Source organism: Stenotrophomonas maltophilia (assembly GCF_002799155.1).
In the GTDB taxonomy this organism is placed as follows: Bacteria; Pseudomonadota; Gammaproteobacteria; order Xanthomonadales; family Xanthomonadaceae; genus Stenotrophomonas; species Stenotrophomonas maltophilia_R.
Genome location: NZ_NERD01000002.1, coordinates 3,677,118 through 3,697,365, shown reverse-complemented (window position 1 = coordinate 3,697,365; position 20,248 = coordinate 3,677,118). Strand labels below are relative to the sequence as shown.

Below are 20,248 nucleotides of genomic sequence, written 5' to 3'. Positions count from 1 at the left end.
GTTGTTGTGTGTGCAGTTCCCCCCCGGGGTTGATGGAAGCACCTGGCATGAAGAACGTATTCCGCAGTCTGTCCCTGTCCGCTTCGGGCGCCGGTTGGGCCACGCGCCTGCGCACCGCGATGGCGAGCGCCACCCTGGCATTGGCGTTCCTGGCCCCGGGCAGCTCGTTTGCCCAGGTGCAGGTACAGGCCGGCGAGCAGGCGAGGGCCGACCAGGCGGCGAACGGCGTGCCGGTCATCCAGATCAACCGGCCCAACGCGGGCGGCGTATCGCACAACCGCTTCCAGGACTACAACGTCGGGCGCGAGGGGCAGATCCTCAACAACAGCGCGAGCACCGTGCAGACCCAACTGGGGGGCTACATCCAGGGCAACGGCAACCTGCAGCCGGGCCAGTCGGCACGACTGATCCTCAACGAGGTGACATCCACCAACGCGTCGCGCCTGCAGGGCCACATCGAGGTGGCGGGGTGCTCGGCGGCGGTGATCGTCGCCAACCCCAATGGCATCACCTGCGATGGCTGCGGCTTCATCAATACCACCCGTGGCACGCTGACCACCGGCACCCCGGTGTTCGGCAACGATGGCAGCCTGTCTGCGTTCCGGGTGTCCCGCGGAACGATCCGCCTGGAAGGCAACGGCCTGGATGCCGGCAATCTGGAAGGCGTCGACCTGCTGGCCCGCGCGGTGCAGCTCAACGCGGGCCTTTGGGCGCGCCAGGTGAACGTGGTCACCGGCGCCAACCAGATCGATGCACAGACCCTGGCGACGCAGGCGATCACCGGAGAAGGCGAACGCCCGCAGTTCGGCCTGGATGTTGCCGCCCTCGGCGGCATGTATGCAGGCAAGATCCGGTTGGTCGGTACCGAGGCCGGCGTGGGCGTGCGCAGCACGGGCCAGATGGTGGCCGACGCAGGCGACTTCATCCTGACCCAGGCCGGCGATGTCCGTCTGAGCGGACGCACGGCGGCCGCAGGCCGTCTGCAGATCGAAACCTACGGTGACCTGAAGGCCGACGGTACCCAGTACGCGCAGGGAGATCTTCAGATCCGTGCGCGGCAGGCGTCGCTTGCCGGTTCCACGTCGGCGGGCGCTGCGATGGCCGTACGCGCCATCCAGAATCTGGACCTGGCTGGCAGCGCGCAGGCCGCGCAGATGCAGCTGGACGCCGGTGGCACGCTGATCCTGGCTGACACGGTGAAGAGCGCGGGCAGCATCGCGCTGGCTGCCGCACAGGTGCAGAACCGTGCACAGGTGACTGCAGGCGCCGGGCTTGCCGTGCGCGCCGACACGCTGGCGCAGGACAAGGGCGCGCGCCTGGGCGCGCAGGCGCTGGACGTGCAGGCCCGCCAGGTGGACAACGCCGGCCTGCTGCTGGGCAACCAGGGCGTACGGATGCAGGCCGCGCAACTGCACAACGCAGGGCAGCTGTACAGCGACGCCGACGTCGATCTCGATGCGGCCAGCATCGACAACGAGGGCATCATCGGTGCCGGTGCCAACCTGCGTGCAGCGGCCGACCGCATCACGCAGCTGAAGGGCGCCGAGCTGTCTGCGGGCGTGCTGCTGAAGGCCCAGGCGCGCCAGCAGCTGGACAACGCCGGACGCATCCTCTCCGAGCAGGCGCTGGAACTGTCTGCCGGCGGCGTGGACAACCAAGGCACCCTTGAGGCCCGCCAGGCCACGCTGACGGTCGATCGTCTGCGCAACAGCGGCACGCTGCAGGCAGTGGACCTGCTGGCATTGAAGTCCAACGCACGCATCGACAATGACACCACCGGCAGCATCCAGGGGGGCAAGGGCCTGCAGGTCGACGCCGATGTGCTGGACAACGCCGGCATCATCGGCAGCGCAGCCGATGCCCGTCTGTCCGTTGCCACGCTCGACAACCGCAACCGGCTTGAAGCCGGCGGCACCCTGACCCTGCAGGGCGGCGTCCTGCGGCAGCAGGCGGCCGCCACGGCGCTGGCACGCGTGGTGGCCGTGGACGTGCAGAAGGTCATCAACGACGGCCGCCTGCATGGCCAGCAGGCAATGGACCTGCGCACCACTGAGCTGAGCAACAGTGGTGTGATCTACGGTCGCGACCGCTCGCAGCTGCGCACCATCACATTGGACAATGCCGGCGTGATCGCCAGCGATGGCGCGCTTGACGCGCGCACCGACGCGCTGCACAACCGCGCCGGCGGCAACCTGTCCAGTGCGCAGTCGCTGCAGCTGGATGCGGTGACGCTGGGCAACGCCGGCAACGTGTTCGCCAAGGGAGCACTGACGGCCAAGGCCGATGTGATCAACAACCGTGGCGACCTCTATGGCGCCGGCGATGTCGATGTCACCGTGCGCGACTCGCTGGACAACCAGGGCAGCCTGGTGGCCGGCCAGGCGTTGCAGGTGCGGGGCCGGACCCTGAGCAGCCAGGGTGAACTGGGCAGCGAGCGCGGCAACGTGCAGCTCGGCAGTGACCAGGCCCTGGTACTGGGCGGACGCACGTTGGCCGCCGGCATGCTGACCGCGCACGCGGGCGGCAGCCTGGAGCAGTCGGGCAAGGTCTTTGCGCAGCAGGGCGTCGTGCTGTCCGCCGATGCCGGCGTGACGCTGAAGGGAACGATCGACAGCGCCGCTGATCTGCACGTGCGCAGCGATGGCGACCTGGACAACCAGGCTGCGTTGTTCGCCAGCGGCGCGCTGTCGCTGCAGGCTGCGCAGGCACTGCGCACTGCAGCCGACGTGCAGGCGCGCACGGTCACGCTGCAGGCCGCCCGGGCCAGCAATCGCGGGCGCATGCTGGCCTCGGGTGACATCGAGGTACGGGCAGGGCAGATCGACAATGGCGGCGTGATCGTGGCGGGCCTGCTGGCCGACGGCAAGGTCGGCAGCGCCGGCAGCGTCACCCTTGATGCGCGCCAGCAGCTGCGCAACGCCGGCCAGATCAACGCCGGCCAGCAGGTTCACCTGCTGGGCGACAGCCTGCTGCTGGAGGGTGGCCAGGTCTGGTCCGGTGGTACCCTGCTGGCGCAGGCGCGCAGCGGTGAGTGGCGCAATACCGGCGGCAGCCTGACCGCCATCGGTCTGCTCGACCTGCGTGCCACCGACCTGCTGCGCAATGCGGGCAGCCTGCAGGGCACGCGCATCGGCCTGTTGGCGGCCGCGCTGGACAACAGCGCCGGCGAACTGCTGCAGACCGGCACCGATCCCTTTGAACTGAGCCTGACAGGTGCCCTGCGCAACACCGGCGGGCGCATCGCCGCCAATGCTGGCAGTGTCCACCTGAAGGCTGCGCAGCTGCTGAACCAGGGTGGCCGCATCGAGCATGCGGGCACAGGTGTGCTGAAGATCGAGACCGGCACGCTGGACAACAGCAATGCCGGCCTGATCGTCGGCAATGGCGAGGCGGACGTGGCCGTTGCCGGTCGCCTCGACAACAGCGGCGGTACGCTGACCGCGGGCACCGGAGCACGCGTGTCCGGCACGGAGATCGTCAACGCCGGCGGCCGCCTTGATGCCGGTGGCACCCTCACCGTGGATGCTACCGGGGCATTGGACAACCGCACTGGCACCATCGTGCAGCGTGGCGCCGGCCAGCTGCAGGTGCTGGCCTCCCAGCTGGACAACAGCAATGGCCTGCTGGGGGCCGAGGGCAATGCGCGCGTGACCAGCCGCACGGGCGACCTGCGCAACGTGGATGGCAACCTGTACGCCCGCCAGGAACTCGCGCTTGACGTGGCCGGTGCGCTGGCCAACCAGCGTGGTCTGGTCCACGGCGGCACCTCGCTGGATCTGCAGATCCGCCAGGCACTGGACAACAGCCAGGGCAACATCGAAGCACAGGGCGTTGCGAACATCCGCGCTGCCTCAGTGGGCAACCGTGGCGGCCGTATCGTGGCCAACGGCACCGGGCAGCTGTCGCTGGAATCAGCCGGTGCGCTGGACAACCGTGGCGGCACCCTGGGCAGCACCGGTGGTGCGCTGACGCTGACCGCAGGCAGCGTGGACAACCGCGCCGAAGGCGGCCAGGCCAAGCTGGTGGCTGGAACCGACCTGCGCCTGCAGACCGCATCGCTGGACAACGCCGGCAGCATGGTCCACGCCGCCAATATCCTGTACCTGGAGCGCGCCGGCGCACAGGTATTCAACGTAGGTGGCCAGCTCAGTGCAGGCAACCTGCTGCGGCTGGACCTTGCCGCGCTGGACAACAGCAACGGCCGGCTGCTCAGTCGCCAGAGCCAGCTGACGCTGGGCAGCCTGGCCAATGGTGGCGGCGAAATCAGCGCCTATGAAGCACTCGGCGCACGCCTGCAGGCCTTCAGCGGCATCGGCCGCCTGTTCGGCGGCAGCGAGCTGCGCCTGACGCTGGCGGGCGATTACGTGCATGGCAACGGCCAGCGACTGGAGAGCAACGGGCTGCTGAAGCTGGACGTGGCCGGCGCACTGGTCAACCAGGGGCGCCTGGAGAGCAAGGGCACCCTTGAAGTCTCGGCGGCGCGGATCGAGAACACCGCTGGCGGGCAGTTCAACGCCACGGCAGGCAATGGCAGTGGTCGTGTCGCGCTGAGTACGGCCGGCGATTTCAGCAATGCCGGTCGCGTTGACGGCGATACGGTGGACGTGACGGCCGCCAACATCACCAATACCGGCACCCTGATGGGCAACGCGCTGGAACTGCGCGCCTCGCGCATCACCAACGGCCGCGACCTGGGCGACACGCTGGTCGCACGCGATTACAACGAAGGGCTGATGGCGGCCACCGGCCGCATCAACCTGTATGCCAACTACATCGACAACCTCGACGGCGAGCTCTTCAGCCTGGGCGACATCCGCCTGCAGGGCTGGAACGGCGGCAACGCCCAGCAGATCCGCAACCGTTCCGGGCGCATCCAGGCCGAGAACGACCTGATCCTGGCTGCACTGGGCGTGGCCAACGAACGTCGTGTGCTGGTCACCCAGCACAAGGTCTACAGCGGCAACGAAGGCGCTGCCGATCCGGACAGCGGAACGTTCAGGGTCGATGGCATCGACGGCCCGGCACCGCCAGGCAAGTTGTGCCCGGGCGACTGCGCGGTGCTGGAGGTCTGGACCGAGCACAAGGACCTGGTGCTGGAAGGCACCAGCGTCATCGCCGCCAGCGCGGCATCGCAGCTGATTTCCGGTCGCGACATGCAGATGTCCGGCGGCTCGGTCGACAACCGCAACTCGGCCATCGCCGCCGGTCGCAACCTCTCGATCAACGGCCGGGGCTCCTCCAACAGCGAAGACCCTAATGACTGGGCCGGCGTAGTCAACAACGAGGCGCTGGCCGGCTACAAGGTGGTCCAGCGTGCGTCGACCATCGATTACACCTACCGCCCTTGCCCCAGCCGCTGCGACTTCGAGATCTACAGCGGCAGCCGCGCGCTGGGCACCAGCACGGTCACCAAGCAGGTCACGCTGGCCGGCGGCAATGCCAGCATCACCGCCGGCCGCAAGGTGCAGATCGAAGCGCGCGAGGTCAACAACGCCGTGGTCACCGCGCACAGCGGTGGCACACCGTTGGACGTTGCCGGTTGGCAGGGCAACAACGCCTACGCACCCGAACTGGGCCAGCAGCAGGGCGCCGGCACGGTCGGCGGCAATGCTGGCGCACCGGGTGCACAGCAGGGCGTGGCCACCGGGCCTGCCAGCGCGCAGGCGCAGGGTGCGGGAACGGCCGGTGATCCCGGCTCCCCGGGCCCTGGCCGTGTCACCACGGTGCCGCCGCCGCAGGTGGTGGGCAGCCCGCAGAACCCGCTGCCGGGCCTGTCGCTGCCCAGCGGCGGCCTGTACACGGTCAATCCGGGCAACCAGCGCTGGCTGGTGGAAACCGATCCGCGCTTCGCCAACTTCGGGCAGTGGATCGGCTCGGACTACATGTTCCAGCGCCTGAACCTGGACCCCGACAAGCAGCTGCGTCGGATGGGTGACGACTTCTACGAGCAGCGCCTGGTGATGGAACAGATCACCGGCCTGACCGGGCGTCGCTACCTGGATGCCGACCAGGGCGATGGCATGGGCCAGTACCGCGCCATGATGGATGCCGGCGTGAGCGAAGCCGCGCGCCAGCAGCTGAGCGTGGGCGTGGCGCTGTCGGCCGAACAGGTGGCCGCGCTGAACGAAGACATCGTGTGGATGGTCGCCCAGGAAGTGGACGGCCAGAAGGTGCTGGTGCCGGTGGTGTACCTGTCCCAGGCCACCGCCAACCGCCTGCAGCTGGGGGGCGCCGCCATCGCTGGCGAGTCGGTGGAGATCCGGGCCGGCAATGTGTCCAACCAGGGCATGATCCGCGCCGATGATCGATTGACCATCGATACCGGCAGCCTGCTCAACGATCGCGGTGGCATTTCCGCGGGCGGCAATGCCCGCATCACCGCCGTGGAGGACATCCTCAACAACAGCGGCCTGATCCAGGGCGGCAACGTGGCCCTGGTGGCCGGCCGCGACCTGAAGAGTGTCAGCGGCATCGACGTGGCCAGCATCCGCAGCGGCGGCAGCCTGGCGCTGGAAGCCGGGCGTGACCTGGCACTGGTCGGTTCGCAGACCAGTGCCCGCGGCAACGCGGCGCTGGAGGCCGGCCGCGACCTCAACCTCACCACGCAGATGCAGGGTGATGGCAGCCTGCGCCGCACCACGCTGGATGTGGGCGGCAGCCTGTCGCTGGATGCCGGCCGAGATCTGAACCTGACGGCAGTGACCGCCAAGGCCGGCGGCAGCGTCCATGCCACGGCCGGCAACGACATCAACCTCAACGCACTGACCACCACCGAACAGGGCGGCTGGGGCAGCAACCGCTACACGCGCGAAACCCTCAACGCCAGCGGCATCGAGGCCGGTGGCTCGCTGGGCATGCAGGCCGGGCAGGACGTGAACCTGCAGGCCGCGCAGCTGAAGGCCGGCGACGGCCTGGCCGTGGTGGCCGGGCGCGATCTCAACCTGCAGGCCGAAACCACCACCAACACCAGCCAGCAGCAGAGCCGTGGCAAGCGCTTCTCGCAGACCACGCAGAGCATGGACGAGACCGTGCACGGCACTTCGCTGCAGGCCGGCGGTGACATTGCGCTGGTGGCCGGGCGCGATGCCAACCTCACTGCCACGCAGGTCGGCAGCACCGACGGTGGCATCAGCATCGCGGCCACCCGCGACGTGAATCTGCTGGCGGCGCAGGAGGACCACAGCTGGGAGCAGGAGACCACGCGCAAGAAGAAGAGCCTGCTGTCGAGCAAGACCACCACCACGTACGACGCGACCCAGGACAGCCTGGTGGTGGGCACCACGCTGAGCGGCGAGACCGTCACCATCGGCGCCGGCCGCGACGTCATCGCGCAGGCAGCGCAGGTGGCTGCCACCGGTGATGTGGTGGTGGCAGCCACCCGCGACCTCACCATCGGCACGGCCACCTCCACGCACAGCGAAGAACACGACAAGACCGTCAAGCGCTCCGGCGTGTTCGGCGGCGGTGGCTTCAACCTGACCATCGGCCAGAGCAAGCTGGAAAAGGGCCTGGAGTTCGAGCAGAGCGCGCCGCAGGGCAGCCTGATCGGCTCTACCGATGGCCGGGTCAGCCTGAGCGCGGGCAACACCCTGCACATCACTGGCTCGGACGTGCTGTCGAAGACCGGTACGCAGCTGGTGGGCGGGCAGGTGGTGATCGACGCAGCGCAGGGCACCACTGACGTACACCAGAGCACCAAGCAGAAGAGTGCCGGCATCAACGTCGGCCTGACCGGTGGGGTGGTGGATGCGGCCCTGGCCGCCTACGGTGCGGCCAAGGCTGCCGGCAATGCGCAGGATGATCGCCTGAAGGCGCTGTACGCGGTGCAGGCGGCCAATGCCGCCGCTGGCGTGGGCGGCGCCATGCAGCAGGGCGCTTCTGGTGCCACCGACGGCGTGAGCCTGCGCATCGGCATCGGCGCCTCCAGTTCCAGTGCCAGCCAGACCAGCCACGATCAGTCGGCGGTGGGCAGCACCATCCGCAGCCAGGGCGACGTCAGCATCGTCGCCACCGCCGGTGACCTGAACATCATCGGCAGCCAGGTAAAGGGTGACAACGTGGCGCTGGCCGCGCGGGACAACATCACCCTGCGCAGCGAAGCGGAAGACCACACGCAGTCATCGAAGAACAAGAGCGGCAGCGGTGAGATCGGCTTCAGCATCGGCGCGCAGACCGGTTGGTACGTGTCGGCCAGCACCGCCAAGGGCAAGGGCAGCGGCAACGGCACCACGCATGTTGAAACCGTGGTGGACGCCGACCGCAACCTGACCGTCATCAGTGGCAAGGACACCACGCTGCAGGGTGCCCAGCTGAGCGGCGACAAGGTGGTGGCCAGCATTGGCGGCAACCTGTCCATCATCAGCGAGCAGGACACCGACGACTACGCCAGCAAGCAGACCCAGGCCGGCGGCACCTTCGTGTACGGCAGCGGCGGCAGCGTCAACATCGGCCAGCAGAAGGTCGAGAGCCACCTACGCAGCGTGCAGGAACAGAGTGGCATCGTTGCTGGCAGCGGTGGCTTCGACATCACCGTAGGCGGCAACACCCACTTGGAAGGTGGTGTGATCGGCAGTACTGCCGATGCCTCGAAGAACCGCCTGGATACCGGCAGCCTCACCGTTGTCGACATCGAGAACGAATCCCGCGCCAAGACCAGTGGCGGTGGCATCGGCACCGGGATGAGCAGCGGTGGTGGCATCAGCAACCCGCTGGGGAGCGCGGCCGGCGCGGGGCTGAGCCTGCTGGGCGGCACCAAGAAGAACGACAGCAGCACCACGCGCTCGGACATCGCCGCCGGCACCGTGGTGGTGCGCGATGGCAATGAGAGCGCTTTGGCAGGTCTTGATCGGACCGCGACCGGCTTTGATACCGACAGCGCACTGTCGGCCGTTGACCTGCGCAAGATGCAGGAGCGTGCCGAGGTGATGCAGCTGGGTGGGCAGCTGCTGTTCAAGGGCGTGGGCGACCTGGGCGGCTACCTGAGCCAGAAGGCGGACACCGAAGAAGGCAAGGCGTTCTGGGCCGACGGCGGCAACGGCCGCGCACTACTGCACGGCATGGCAGGTGCAGCGATGGCCGCATTGGGTGGTGCGGATGCGCTGAACGGCGCGGTGAGTGCTGCTGGTGCGGAGAAGGCCAAGATCGCGATCTCGGAATTCCTCGAGAGCAACAAGGGCAACCTGAGCTGGGAGGACTACCAGTCGCTGATGGAAGTTGGCAGCGCGATGGTGGGCGGGGCTCTGGGTGGAAGCACGGGCGCCAACATTGCCGTGACCGGGGATCGGTTCAATCGGCAGCTGCACCCGGACGAGGTGAAGTGGATCAACATGAATGCTGCCGCGTTCGCCGCCCAGGAGGGTATCAGCGAAGCAGAGGCGGTACGCAGGCTGACCACGGAGGGTGCTGCGCGTGTTGATGCAAAGGTCAACCGATTGGTGGGCAACGAGAACGTTGATCTCGAAGCAACCGCGTTCCTGAGCAAGATGGGTGGGACGTACGGATTCACTGCGACGGAGGCTGAGTACAACAACTTCAATCTCTATGGGAAAGAGCTGCTCAAAGACGACGCGCTGTACCGGCACGTCTTCAACTCGCTGCTTGCCTCGGGTATCTCCAAGGATGATTTGAACTACAGCTTCTTTGATCTGAACGGCCTGCGCGCCACGATGGGCCGCGGCCGTGACGGTCAGATGATGCTGGAGACCTTCAGTGGCGATGTGGGCGCTGCAGGCGGCGTGATCGCCAGCGTGGCCAAAGGGGACGGCAACGGTGCTGCCATCGGCGCAGCGACGTTCCTGATCCCGGTGCGGTTGCCTGGAGCGAAGCTCGTTGGTGAAGTGGGTGCGGAGATCGCCGGCACTGCGACCAAGCAAGGTGTGCTTCGGTCTGAGGAGATCCTGAAGTCGGTGCAGAATGCTGGTGTCGACGCAATAGAAGTTGGCGAAAGTGCTATTCGGGCGGGCGCTGCGGGCCGCCCGGCAGATGCTCTGAGGCTCTCAACCCAACTGGCTTATGAAGAAGCTGGAATTCTCACGCGAGGAGGCAACGCGCTAACCAAGGAGGCCGTAAGGTCTTCGCGAGAAATTCCAATCTCAGGCGGGAAGCTCACCAATCCGGCCGTCGTCAAGGAGCTCACCTCGGATGGGTCTAGAATTGAGGACTGGGGGAAATTTACTACCCAAACCATAGTTCTGCCGAGTGGTCAAAGATCTCAAATCCACTACTACATGAATAAAGTTACCGGAAAGCTCAATTTCAATATCGATTTCAAGGTCAAAGGAAGGGTGGAGTGAAAGTTGTGGTCAAGCCAGGCGCTGAAAGCGCGCGCGGTTGGTTGTACGAAGATACTGAGCTAACGGTCCTTGCACTCATGATTTCTCCATCTGGTGAAGTTAGATTGGTATTGTGGTCCGACGCGCAAGAGTCGGTTGCACTATTTCCAATTGGAGATTTTAGTGTGTCCGACAGTGCGCTCTCGGTCGCTTGGGTAATCAGTTTCGATCCGAGTGGGGCTGTTTCCATAGCGCCGAAGTCCTGGCAGACCGCTGGCTTTTGGGATCTCTACAATGAGGGGGATTCGGCGGCGGAAGAAATTTTTAGATTGGAAATGAAAAGAATGATGGATGAATAGGAATGGATCTTTTGCAATGAGCGGATCAGGCTCAGGGCGGGGCTGAAGACGAAGGGAACCTCGCTGACAAGCCTCCATTGATCGCTGGTTCTCAACTCTCTAGCGGTGGCGGCATCAGCAACCCGCTGGGCAGCATGGCCGGCGCAGGAGTGAGCCTGCTGGGCGGTACCAAGAAGAACGACAGCAGCACCACGCGTTCGGACATCGCCGCCGGCACCGTGGTGGTGCGCGATGGCAATGAGAGCGCTTTGGCAGGTCTTGATCGGACCGCGACCGGCTTTGATACCGACAGCGCACTGTCGGCCGTTGACCTGCGCAAGATGCAGGAGCGTGCCGAGGTGATGCAGCTGGGTGGGCAGCTGCTGTTCAAGGGCGTGGGCGACCTGGGCGGCTACCTGAGCCAGAAGGCGGACACCGAAGAAGGCAAGGCGTTCTGGGCCGACGGCGGCAACGGCCGCGCACTACTGCACGGCATGGCAGGTGCAGCGATGGCCGCATTGGGTGGTGCGGATGCGCTGAACGGCTTGGTGAGTGCTGCTGGTGCGGAGAAGGCCAAGATCGCGATCTCGGAATTCCTCGAGAGCAACAAGGGCAACCTGAGCTGGGAGGACTACCAGTCGCTGATGGAAGTTGGCAGCGCGATGGTGGGCGGGGCTCTGGGTGGAAGCACGGGCGCCAACATTGCCGTGACCGGGGATCGGTTCAATCGGCAGCTGCACCCGGACGAGGTGAAGTGGATCAACATGAATGCTGCCGCGTTCGCCGCCCAGGAGGGTATCAGCGAAGCAGAGGCGTCGGCCGGGTGGTTGCGGAGTCCAAATGAGGGTCGAAGCAGGCTTTGATCTAACGGTCACGGAGCTTGACGCCCATGTCCATTGGGGCGTCGATCCAAGACGAACCCATCCAGAATCACCGTGATCCCCCCTCTTCATCACAACGGGCTACGATGAACCCGATTCCGGATCGAAGGAGTGGCCATGAATTCCCCCTTGTCTCCCCTGTTGTCGGCGGTTGGCCGTAGCTGGTGGATCCTCCTGCTGTATGGCCTGGTCGCTCTGGGCTTCGGCATCATCGCCATCGGCTGGCCGTTGTCGGCGGCCATGGCACTGGCCTGGACACTGGGCGTGATGGCCATCGTCGAGGGCGTCATCAGCCTGTTCGCCCTGATCAGTGGCGGCAGCGGCGCTTCGCGCGGCTGGCTCGCGCTCTATGCCATTGCTTCGCTGGGTTTCGGCATCCTGGCGGTGATCAATCCGCTGGCCACCGCCAGCGTGCTGGTGCTGTTCCTGGCGGCGTGGCTGCTGGTGGCCGGCATCTATCGCATCGTGTTCGCGATCCGCGTGCGCAAGCAGATCCAAGGCGAGTGGCTGCTGATCCTCAGCGGCGTGCTGGCGGTGGTGCTGGGCCTGCTGTTTGCGGCCAACCCGTATGCCGGTGTAGCGGTGACCACGCTGTGGATCGGCATCGGCAGCCTGCTGTACGGGCTGCTGCAGGTGTTGGTGGCATTCAAGCTGCGGAAGCTGCGGTGAGGGTTGCGCTTCCGCTTCTGCTGGGGGCGGCACTGGTGCTGGCCGGATGCGTGCCGGGCGCCACGCCCGGTGGCTTGGCAGGGAAGGATCACGTGCCGCGCCCTGGCGTGGATGTGCGCCTGAGCGCGGTGGACGCCTCCGGCAAAGGCAAGCCGGCGCAATGGCAAGGCGAAACCCTGGCCTTGCGCGAGCCGCCGATTGCCGGCAGCACCGACATTGCCGACGTGCGCTACGTGCTGGATGAGGCCAAGCAACCTGGCCTGCAGATCCGCTATCGACCCGAAGCGCACCAGCGCATCCATGATGGCACGGCAGCCCTGGTGGGCCAGCGCGCGGCGCTCAGCGTGGACGGCCGCGTGTTGATGGTGGCGACGGTGCAGGGGCCGTTCGGCGAATCGATGATGTTGAGCGGGCTGTCCAGCGTTGCCGAGGCGCGGGATCTGGCCAGGCACATCACCGGCGAATGACCGGCGCGCCTGCGACCCCGCGCTGCGCGCGGAGGTCGACCCAGGTCGACGATTACCGGGCGAACCGGGCCTCGATTTCTTCCAGCGACTTGCCCTTGGTCTCCGGCAGCCAGAACGCAGCCACCAGGAAGAACACGAAGGTGCAGGCCGCCCAGAACACGAACATGCTGGCGTAGCCGTAGTGGCCCACCGTGGGCAGGAAGATGGCGGCGATGGTGGTCGACACGAACTGGTTGATCAGCAGCGCGATGCTCATGCCGTTGGAGCGGATGCGGTTGGGCATCAGCTCCGACAGTGCCAGCCACACGCAGACGCCGGGGCCGACCGCGAAGAACGCGACGAACACCAGGATGCAGGTGGCCACCGCCCAGCCATGGGCCGGCGGCGGCACCGGGCCGATGCGGGCCTGCTCGATGCGCAACGGAGCCTGCGTGGCACTGGCGGGGTCGGCGAACGGGTTCAGACGCAGCGTGCGGAAGAACGCACCGATCACGCTGTCTGGCTGCACGGTGCCGGCACGCTCGATGCGCAGCTCGCGGTCGGTCAGGTTGTCGCTGCGCAGGGCGCGTACGTTGGTGAAGTCCCCATAGGCATACGATACGGTCAGCTGCAGCGGCCGGCCCTCGCTGTCGATGCCAGCACCGAGGCGCTGCCATTGGGCTTCATCCAGCACCAGCTGCAGGCCATCGCCGTTGACCGCCGCCTGCAGCTGCGGCTGCACGTCGGTACGGCCGCGCTCGGCCTGGAAGAACAGGGCGGCGGCGGCCAGCAGGGCCACGCAGATGCCGCCGCTGCCGAGCATCAGCAGGAACTTGCGGCCCTTGCGGTCGACCAGCAGCAACGCGACCACGGTCATCACCGCATTGAGCAGCTTGATCGCCACGTCGGCGCCGTTGGCCACTGAACCGGACAGGCCGGCCTGGTTGAGGATGTTCACCGCGTAGGCCAGCACCGAGTTGATGCCGGTGGCCTGGGTGCAGGCCAGCACCACGCAGGCCAGCAGGAACGGCACCACGTAGCGGCGGCTGAGCAGCGGATCGCGCTTGCCGTCGCTGCTGCTCGATTCCGGCGCCTGGATCTGGGCCAGCGTGGGCTCGACCTCTGCGGCGGGCAGGACGCGCTGGAGGCTGCGGCGGGCTTCATCGATGCGACCGCGGCGCACCAGCCAGCGTGGTGATTCGGACAGCCAGAAGATGCCGGCGCAGAACAGCAGGCCCGGCGCCAGGCAGGTCCAGAAGATGGTGCGCCAGGCGTGGTCCTTCACCGTGAACAGTTCCTGCGCCTGCTGCGCGACCGGCAGCGAACGCACGGCTTCGGCGGCGGCATCCACGGCGTGGGCGTGGTACAGGCCGATCAGCGCTGCCAGCACCAGGCCAACGGTCAGCAGCAGCTGGAACATCGCCGCGCCGCGCCCACGTCGTTCGGGGCTGAGCACTTCAGCCAGGTACAGCGGAATCACCACGCCGATCAGGCCGCCACTGATGCCCTGCAGCAAGCGTCCCAGCAGCAGCGGCGTGTAGCCGGAGGCCAGTGCCATGATCGGAATCGAGGCGGTGAACAGCAGGCCGGCCAGCAGCATCGCGCCGCGGCGGCCGATCAGGTCGGCAACCATGCCGGCGAACAGCGAAGACAACACGCTGCCCAGCAGCACTGCCGCGACGACGAAGCCGAGCTGCTGGCTGCTGAGCTGCCACGCGTGGCTGGCCGTTGCCTCCAGGTAGGGCAGGGCGCCGGCGATGATGCCGATGTCGATGCCGTACAGCAGGCCACCCAGGCCGCCGATGAAGAGCAGGTAGCGTACGGGCCAGCGCGGAGCGGTGCGTGCAGTCATCGGCATATTCCAGGAGGTGTTTCGGTGCGGATTGCTTGGTGCGGATTGCTTTCTGTAGAGTCGAGCCATGCTCGATTGCTCTGCCGCGCCATGCGCGGACAGCCGAGCATGGCTCGACTCTACAAAGGCGCGGTGCGTCAGGCTGGTGTTGCGTTCAGATCGACCACGCGCCCGCCTACCACCACCTGCTGCAGGCGCAGTCCGGCATTCAGCACCACCAGGTCGGCACGGGCGTCGGGCGCGATGCGGCCGCGATCGCCCAGGCCCAGGTAATCGGCCGGGAAGGTGGAAACGCGCTGCGAGGCATCGGCCAGCTCCAGGCCCACCTGCACCAGGTTGCGCAGCGCCTGGTCCATGGTCAGCGCGCTGCCGGCCAGCGAACCGGTCGCCAGGCGCACGCAGCCACCGCACTTGTGCACGCGCTGCTCGCCCAGCGCGTACTCGCCATCGGGCATGCCAGTGGCGGCGGTGGCGTCGGTCACTGCGTACAGGCGCGGGATCGCGCGCGCGGCCAGGCGGATCACGCCGGGGTGGATGTGCTGCAGGTCGGGAATGATCTCGGCGTACTGCGCATGTGCCAACGCCGCCGCTGCAATGCCCGGGCGATAGTGATCGACGCCGGTCATGCCGTTGAACAGGTGGGTGAAGCCGGAGGCACCGGCCTGCAGCGCGGCCACGCCTTCCTCGTAGGTACCGGCGCTGTGACCGAGCTGCACGCGGATGCCCATTGCCGACAGCGCGGGAATCAGCGCGGTGTGCTCGCCGATCTCCGGAGCCAGCGTCATCACCCGGATCGGTGCCAGCGCATGCAGCTGCTGCACCAGTGCCAGCGTCGCCTCGATCGTGCGGTTGGGCTGCGCACCCAGACGCTGCGGGCTGATGAACGGTCCTTCCAGATGCACGCCGGCAATGCAGGCGGCATCGGCATCGGGCGCTGCCATGGTGGCGGCCACACCCTGCAGCGCGTGCTCGATCTCGTCGAGCCCGGCGGTCATGGTGGTCGCCAGCAGCGTGGTGGTGCCGAAGCGCAGATGGGTGCGGGCGATGGTGCGTGCCACGTCACCGCCCTGCATCAGGTCCACGCCGGCCGCGCCGTGCACGTGCAGGTCGATGAAGCCGGGCAGGATCACCGGCAGCTGCAGGTCGTCGGCACCGCTGTGGTCGTCCACCTGCAGCCGGCGTACGTGTGAATCGAAGTGGACGTGGCCACGCCGCCAACCCAGCGGGGTGAGGATGCGGCCATGCAGGGTGCGGGTGTCGGTCATGCGGCGGGCTCGGCGATGATCACTTCGATGCCCAGCCGCTGCAGCCCTTCGCGGGTCGCATCGTCGATGCCGGCGTCGGTGATGATGGCGTGGATCTGATCCAGCAGGGCGATGCGGTGCAGGCTGACGCGGCCGAACTTGGAGGCGTCGGTCAGCACCACGATGCGGCGTGCACGTTCGACCATGCGGTGGTTGAGGCGGGCTTCGGCCTCGTCGTGGGTGGTCAGGCCGAACTGCATGTCCAGGCCGTCCACGCCCAGGAACAGGGTGTCGAAGCTGTACGAGTTGAGGCTGGCTTCGGCCTGGCTGCCCTGCAGCGACAGCGACTGCTGGCGCAGCAGGCCACCGGTCAGCAGCACGGTGATGCCCGCGGCATTGGCCAGTTCCCAGGCGATGTTCAGGCCGTTGGTCATCACCGTCACGTCGCGATGCGCGCGCAGGTGGCGGGCCAGGGTCATCGTGGTCGAGCCGGAGTCGATGATGATGTTGTCGCCGGGCTGCACCAGGCGCGCGGCGCGCGCGCCGATCGATTCCTTCAGCGGCAGGTTCAGTGCGTCCTTCTCGTGGATGTCCTGTTCCTGCGGCGGCGTGCGCACCAGCGTGGCACCGCCGTGGGTGCGGGTGGCCAGGCCCTGCGACTCGAAGTGGGTCAGATCGGCACGGATGGTCACCGCCGACACGCCGAAGCGCTCGACCAGATCGGCCACCTGCACCGAGCCGTGCTCGATCAGCAGCTGCAGGATCTGTTGCCGGCGGGAGCGGGTGTTGCGCATGGCCATTCTCGGTTTCGCGGGAAAAGGTAGAGATTAGCCGTTCGCAGCAACGGCGGCAGCCGAGCCTGCGTGGTGCGCGCGGGTTCCGGCCTGGTTGGCGCTGCAGGCGCGGGCGTATTCGCCCAGGCACAGGCCGATGCGGTGCTGCACCAGTGCGGTGGGGGTGTTGGCCAGGGTACCTTCGCGCACGGCGCGGTACTGCTCCGGCAGATACTGGCTGAGCAGCACCAGCGGCGGCGCATGCTGTTCCAGGTTGGTGAACAGGGTCTGCACCGCCTGCACCAGCGCTGGCTCGCCCCAGTAGTAGCGGCAGCGGTCGCTGAAGGAATAGCTGCGCAGCAGGCGCAGCGCGGCCTCATCGCCCTGGTAGTAGGACTGCCAGTACTTCGGCTGCGCCACCATCACCTCGTCCAGCACGTGCGGCAGGCGCGAGCACTGCGCGGCTGGAAGCAGCTCGGCCTCGATCGCGGCCAGCGCGAACAGTGCCTCGCGATAGGCGAAGGTGGCGGCCGGGCCGACCTTGAGGATGGCGAAGTGGTCGCGCACCAGCGCGTGCAGGCCGCTCTCGCGCTGGTAGTCGGTGGAATGCGCTTCGAACACGATGCGCGGCTGCTGTTCGAGGAAGCCGGCCAGCGTGCTGGCGGCGGCCGCGTCGTACTCGTGCACGCTGCTGTGGTCGAAGTCCACGCCCGGCTGCACCACCATCGCGATCACGCGCTGCCACGCATCGCGAAGCTGCGGGGTATCGAACGCCTGCTGGTGGATGGCCAGGGTCTGCGCGGCGGCGGCCGGCGTGGTCACCTGCAGGCCTTCTGCCAGCGAGGCTTCGCCACCGGGAATCGGCACTTCGGTACCGATCACGTAGACCGGCGGCGGCAGGCCGTGGTCAGCCGCGGTGCGTTCGGCGATCTCGGCCAGCTCGGCCGAGCGCGCGGCAACGATGGCATCGGGCAGCGGCACCGGATCATCGGCGCAGGACATGCTGCAGTCCAGGTGGATCTTGTGGAAGCCGGCGGCGACGTAGGCTTCGATCAGCACGCGCGCGTGGGTCATCGCTTCGGCGGCCGGGCGCTTCTGCCAGGCATTCGGGCCGAGGTGGTCACCGCCCAGGATCAGTCGCTCGCGCGGGAAGCCTTCTTCATCGGCCAGGGTGCCGACGTAGTCGCGGTACTGCGGCGGGGTCATGCCGGTATAGCCGCCGAACTGGTCGACCTGGTTGGAGGTGGCCTCGACCAGCAGCACGGTGCCATGTGCCTGCGCCACGTGCATGGCCGCGCGCAGCACCTGCTCGTTGCTGCAGCAGACGCTGTACAGGCCGACGTTGGCACCGGCGCGGTGGGAGGCAAGCAGGGTCTGCAACGGGGACATGGTCAGGCTCCGGACATCAGGAAAACGAGGGTTGACAGGCGAGCAGGGCGGCACCGCGTGCGCCGCCGGCATCGCCGAAACGCGGCGGCACGATCGGCGGCACCTGCACGCCCTTGAACAGATGGGCGGCGATGGCGGCCGGCAGCTGCTGGTACAGCGGCGCGTACTGCGAAAGGCCACCACCGAGCACGATCACGTGCGGGTCCAGCGCCAGCACCAGCGCGGCCAGGCTGTGGCCGAGCAGGTCGCGATGGATGTCCAGCGCCTTGCGTGCGCGGGCATCACCGGCTTCGGCCAGTGCGATCACCGCGCTGGCGTCGGCGGCGCTGCCACCAAGGTGGCGTTCGATCATCGCCACGCCACTGCCGGAGACATACCGCTCCACGCAGCCCTGCAGGCCACAGGCGCAGTCGATCAGGGGCAGGCCGTGGCGCTGCAGCAGATGGCCGGGCACGCTCCAGTGGCCCCACTCGCCGGCCAGGCCGTTGAAGCCGGACAGCAGGCGGCCCTGCACGCAGAACCCGCCACCGGCACCGGTGCCGAGGATGGCGCCGAACATGCTGGCGTAGCCGTCGGCGGCACCGCCGTGGGCTTCAGACAGGGCGAAGCACTGCAGGTCGTTGCCGAAATGCAGCGGCCGCTGCAGGCGCGCCTGCAGGTCGGCGGCCACGCTGTGGCCGGTCAGCGCAGGCACGTTGGCACTCAGCTGGCGGCCGCTGCGGCGATCGCGCACGCCGGGCAGGGCGATGCCGATGGCCGCATCACTGCGGCCCAGCGCGGCATCGGCCTCGGCGACCAGGCTCTGCACCGCCTGCAGGAAGCCGTCGTAGTCGCCCTGCGGCGTCGCCACGCGGCGGCGCCAGGTGACCTGCATCGCCGCATCGCACGCCACCAGCTCGATCTTGGTGCCGCCGATGTCGATGCCGTAGCAGGCGTGGGCGATCAGCTCAGCCATGGTGGATGGTGACGCCCTTGACCACGCGGTTGACGGTGCCATCCGGGAACGGGTTGTCCGGGGTCAGGCCAAGCGCGGCCGAGCGCTGCAGCGCGAACAGCTGCGCGAAGACCAGCCACACCGGTGCCAGCCACGGGTCGTCCAGTGCCGGCACGGTGAGGGTGTACTCATCATCGGCGCCGATGTCCGAATGCGGGCCGATCGCCAGGACCTGACCGGCAACGCCGTCGCGGCGCAGTTCTTCCAGCAGGTCTTGTTCGTAGCGGCGCGCCAGCGGCTGCACGCTGCGCAGCACCACCACCAGGGTGTTGCCGTCCAGCGTCGACTTCGGGCCATGGCGGAAGCCCAGCGGCGTGTTCGCCAGCGCCAGCACGCGGCCGGCGGTCAGCTCCAGCACCTTCAGCGCGCACTCGCGTGCCAGCGCTTCCAGCGGGCCGCTGCCAAGGTAGATGATGCGGTTGAACGGGCGTTGCGCCAGCGCCGCCACCGGTGCATCCCACTGCGCCTGGCCTTCGCGGGCCAGCGCGGCGATCTGCTTCAGGCGCGCCACGCGCGCATCCCACGGCGAACGATCGAACACGGTCAATGCGGCCAGCAGCATGCAGGTCAGGCTGCTGGTCATGGCGAAGGCACGGTCGCAGCTGGCCGAGGGCATCAGCAGGGTGCAGGTGTCGGCACGGCCGGCGCCACGGCGGGCCAGTTCGCCATCGGCATTGCAGGTGATGTCGAGGAAGCGCGCATCATCCACATCGCTGCGCACGCGGTCCACTGCCGCCACGCTCTCCGGGCTGGAGCCGCTGCGGCCGAACGAGACCAGCAGGGTCGGGCGGTCGCGCTGCAGGTACAGCGCCGGGTGGGTCAGCAGGCTGGTGGTGTGCACCACGCGCACCTCGGCCGGCCACTGTGCGTTGATCGCGTCGGCCACCATCTCGGCAATGAAGCCGGAGCTGCCGGCGCCGGTGAACAGCACGCGCTGGTTGGGATCGTTGAGGCCGTCGCCGAGGAAAGCCTGCAGGCGGTCACGGGCATGCGACAGATCCTGGGCGAGGGCTTCCCACAGCGCAGGCTGCTGGGCGATTTCAGTAGCGGTATCGGCTCCGCCCAGGCGCTGCCAGGCGGACACATCGGAAAGCAGGGTGACGTCCATTCGGAGGTTCCAGTTGGGCCAGCGCACCATCTTCGTTTTCTTTCGAAATGTCAAATTGCGAAAGCAAAAAGAAAGAAAATGAGCGTCCGTCTTTCCACGATCCGCAGTGCGATGAAAAACGAAAGGATGCGCGGAATGCCGTATCGCACAACGCTTAACAGGCGCCTGCAAGCGCTTACACAAAGTATTGCGGCGCAACAACTTTCGTTTCAATGGAATATATCTTCCTTTTTCCTTTCAATTTGTTGACATCTTTCGAATCGCTGCCCTAGAGTCGGCCCAA

11 protein-coding genes are annotated in these 20,248 nt (G+C 67.3%); 5 read left to right on the top strand and 6 right to left on the bottom strand.

Features of this window, described 5'->3' with window-relative positions:
- Positions 1 to 47: 47 nt before the first annotated feature.
- The 5 genes from B9Y82_RS17630 (at position 48) to B9Y82_RS17615 (ending at position 12,626) form a co-directional block, all read left to right on the top strand.
- Positions 48 to 10,292: a hemagglutinin repeat-containing protein gene (locus tag B9Y82_RS17630; protein WP_238381633.1), complete on the top strand. Its 10,245-nt coding sequence runs from the start codon at positions 48 to 50 to the stop codon at positions 10,290 to 10,292.
- Positions 10,289 to 10,630 (top strand): hypothetical protein, encoded by a 342-nt coding sequence (locus tag B9Y82_RS20680; RefSeq protein WP_157804667.1) that lies wholly within the window; start codon positions 10,289 to 10,291, stop codon positions 10,628 to 10,630. Before B9Y82_RS17630 ends, B9Y82_RS20680 begins: the two co-directional genes overlap by 4 nt.
- A gap of 77 nt (positions 10,631 to 10,707) precedes the next feature.
- The gene (locus tag B9Y82_RS17625) at positions 10,708 to 11,472 is read left to right on the top strand and encodes a hypothetical protein (RefSeq protein ID WP_157804665.1); all 765 of its coding nucleotides are present in this window, start codon (positions 10,708 to 10,710) and stop codon (positions 11,470 to 11,472) included.
- 135 nt (positions 11,473 to 11,607) lie between these two features.
- Positions 11,608 to 12,159: an HdeD family acid-resistance protein gene (locus B9Y82_RS17620; protein WP_100474456.1), complete on the top strand. Its 552-nt coding sequence runs from the start codon at positions 11,608 to 11,610 to the stop codon at positions 12,157 to 12,159.
- Positions 12,156 to 12,626, top strand: coding sequence for a SecDF P1 head subdomain-containing protein (locus B9Y82_RS17615; protein ID WP_100474454.1), 471 nt, complete (start codon positions 12,156 to 12,158; stop codon positions 12,624 to 12,626). The genes B9Y82_RS17620 and B9Y82_RS17615 overlap by 4 nt, the downstream gene beginning before the upstream one ends.
- Before the next feature lie 52 nt (positions 12,627 to 12,678).
- Here B9Y82_RS17615 and B9Y82_RS17610 read toward each other — a convergent pair whose 3' ends face one another.
- From B9Y82_RS17610 to B9Y82_RS17585, 6 genes are all read right to left on the bottom strand, one after another.
- Positions 12,679 to 14,457: an MFS transporter gene (locus B9Y82_RS17610; protein ID WP_100474451.1), complete on the bottom strand. Its 1,779-nt coding sequence runs from the start codon at positions 14,455 to 14,457 to the stop codon at positions 12,679 to 12,681.
- 137 nt (positions 14,458 to 14,594) lie between these two features.
- Positions 14,595 to 15,722, bottom strand: coding sequence for an N-acetylglucosamine-6-phosphate deacetylase (locus B9Y82_RS17605; RefSeq protein WP_100474448.1), 1,128 nt, complete (start codon positions 15,720 to 15,722; stop codon positions 14,595 to 14,597).
- The gene (locus B9Y82_RS17600) at positions 15,719 to 16,495 is read right to left on the bottom strand and encodes a DeoR family transcriptional regulator (RefSeq protein WP_100475273.1); all 777 of its coding nucleotides are present in this window, start codon (positions 16,493 to 16,495) and stop codon (positions 15,719 to 15,721) included. Before B9Y82_RS17600 ends, B9Y82_RS17605 begins: the two co-directional genes overlap by 4 nt.
- Positions 16,496 to 16,528: 33 nt before the next feature.
- Positions 16,529 to 17,863 carry a D-tagatose-bisphosphate aldolase, class II, non-catalytic subunit gene (locus tag B9Y82_RS17595; RefSeq protein ID WP_100474445.1) on the bottom strand — a complete coding sequence of 445 codons (1,335 nt, stop codon included), beginning with the start codon at positions 17,861 to 17,863 and terminating at the stop codon, positions 16,529 to 16,531.
- A gap of 16 nt (positions 17,864 to 17,879) precedes the next feature.
- Positions 17,880 to 18,818, bottom strand: a complete 939-nt coding sequence (locus B9Y82_RS17590; RefSeq protein WP_100474442.1) for an ROK family protein — start codon at positions 18,816 to 18,818, stop codon at positions 17,880 to 17,882.
- Positions 18,811 to 19,965 (bottom strand): SIS domain-containing protein, encoded by a 1,155-nt coding sequence (locus B9Y82_RS17585; RefSeq protein ID WP_100474439.1) that lies wholly within the window; start codon positions 19,963 to 19,965, stop codon positions 18,811 to 18,813. The genes B9Y82_RS17590 and B9Y82_RS17585 overlap by 8 nt, the downstream gene beginning before the upstream one ends.
- Positions 19,966 to 20,248 lie beyond the last annotated feature (283 nt).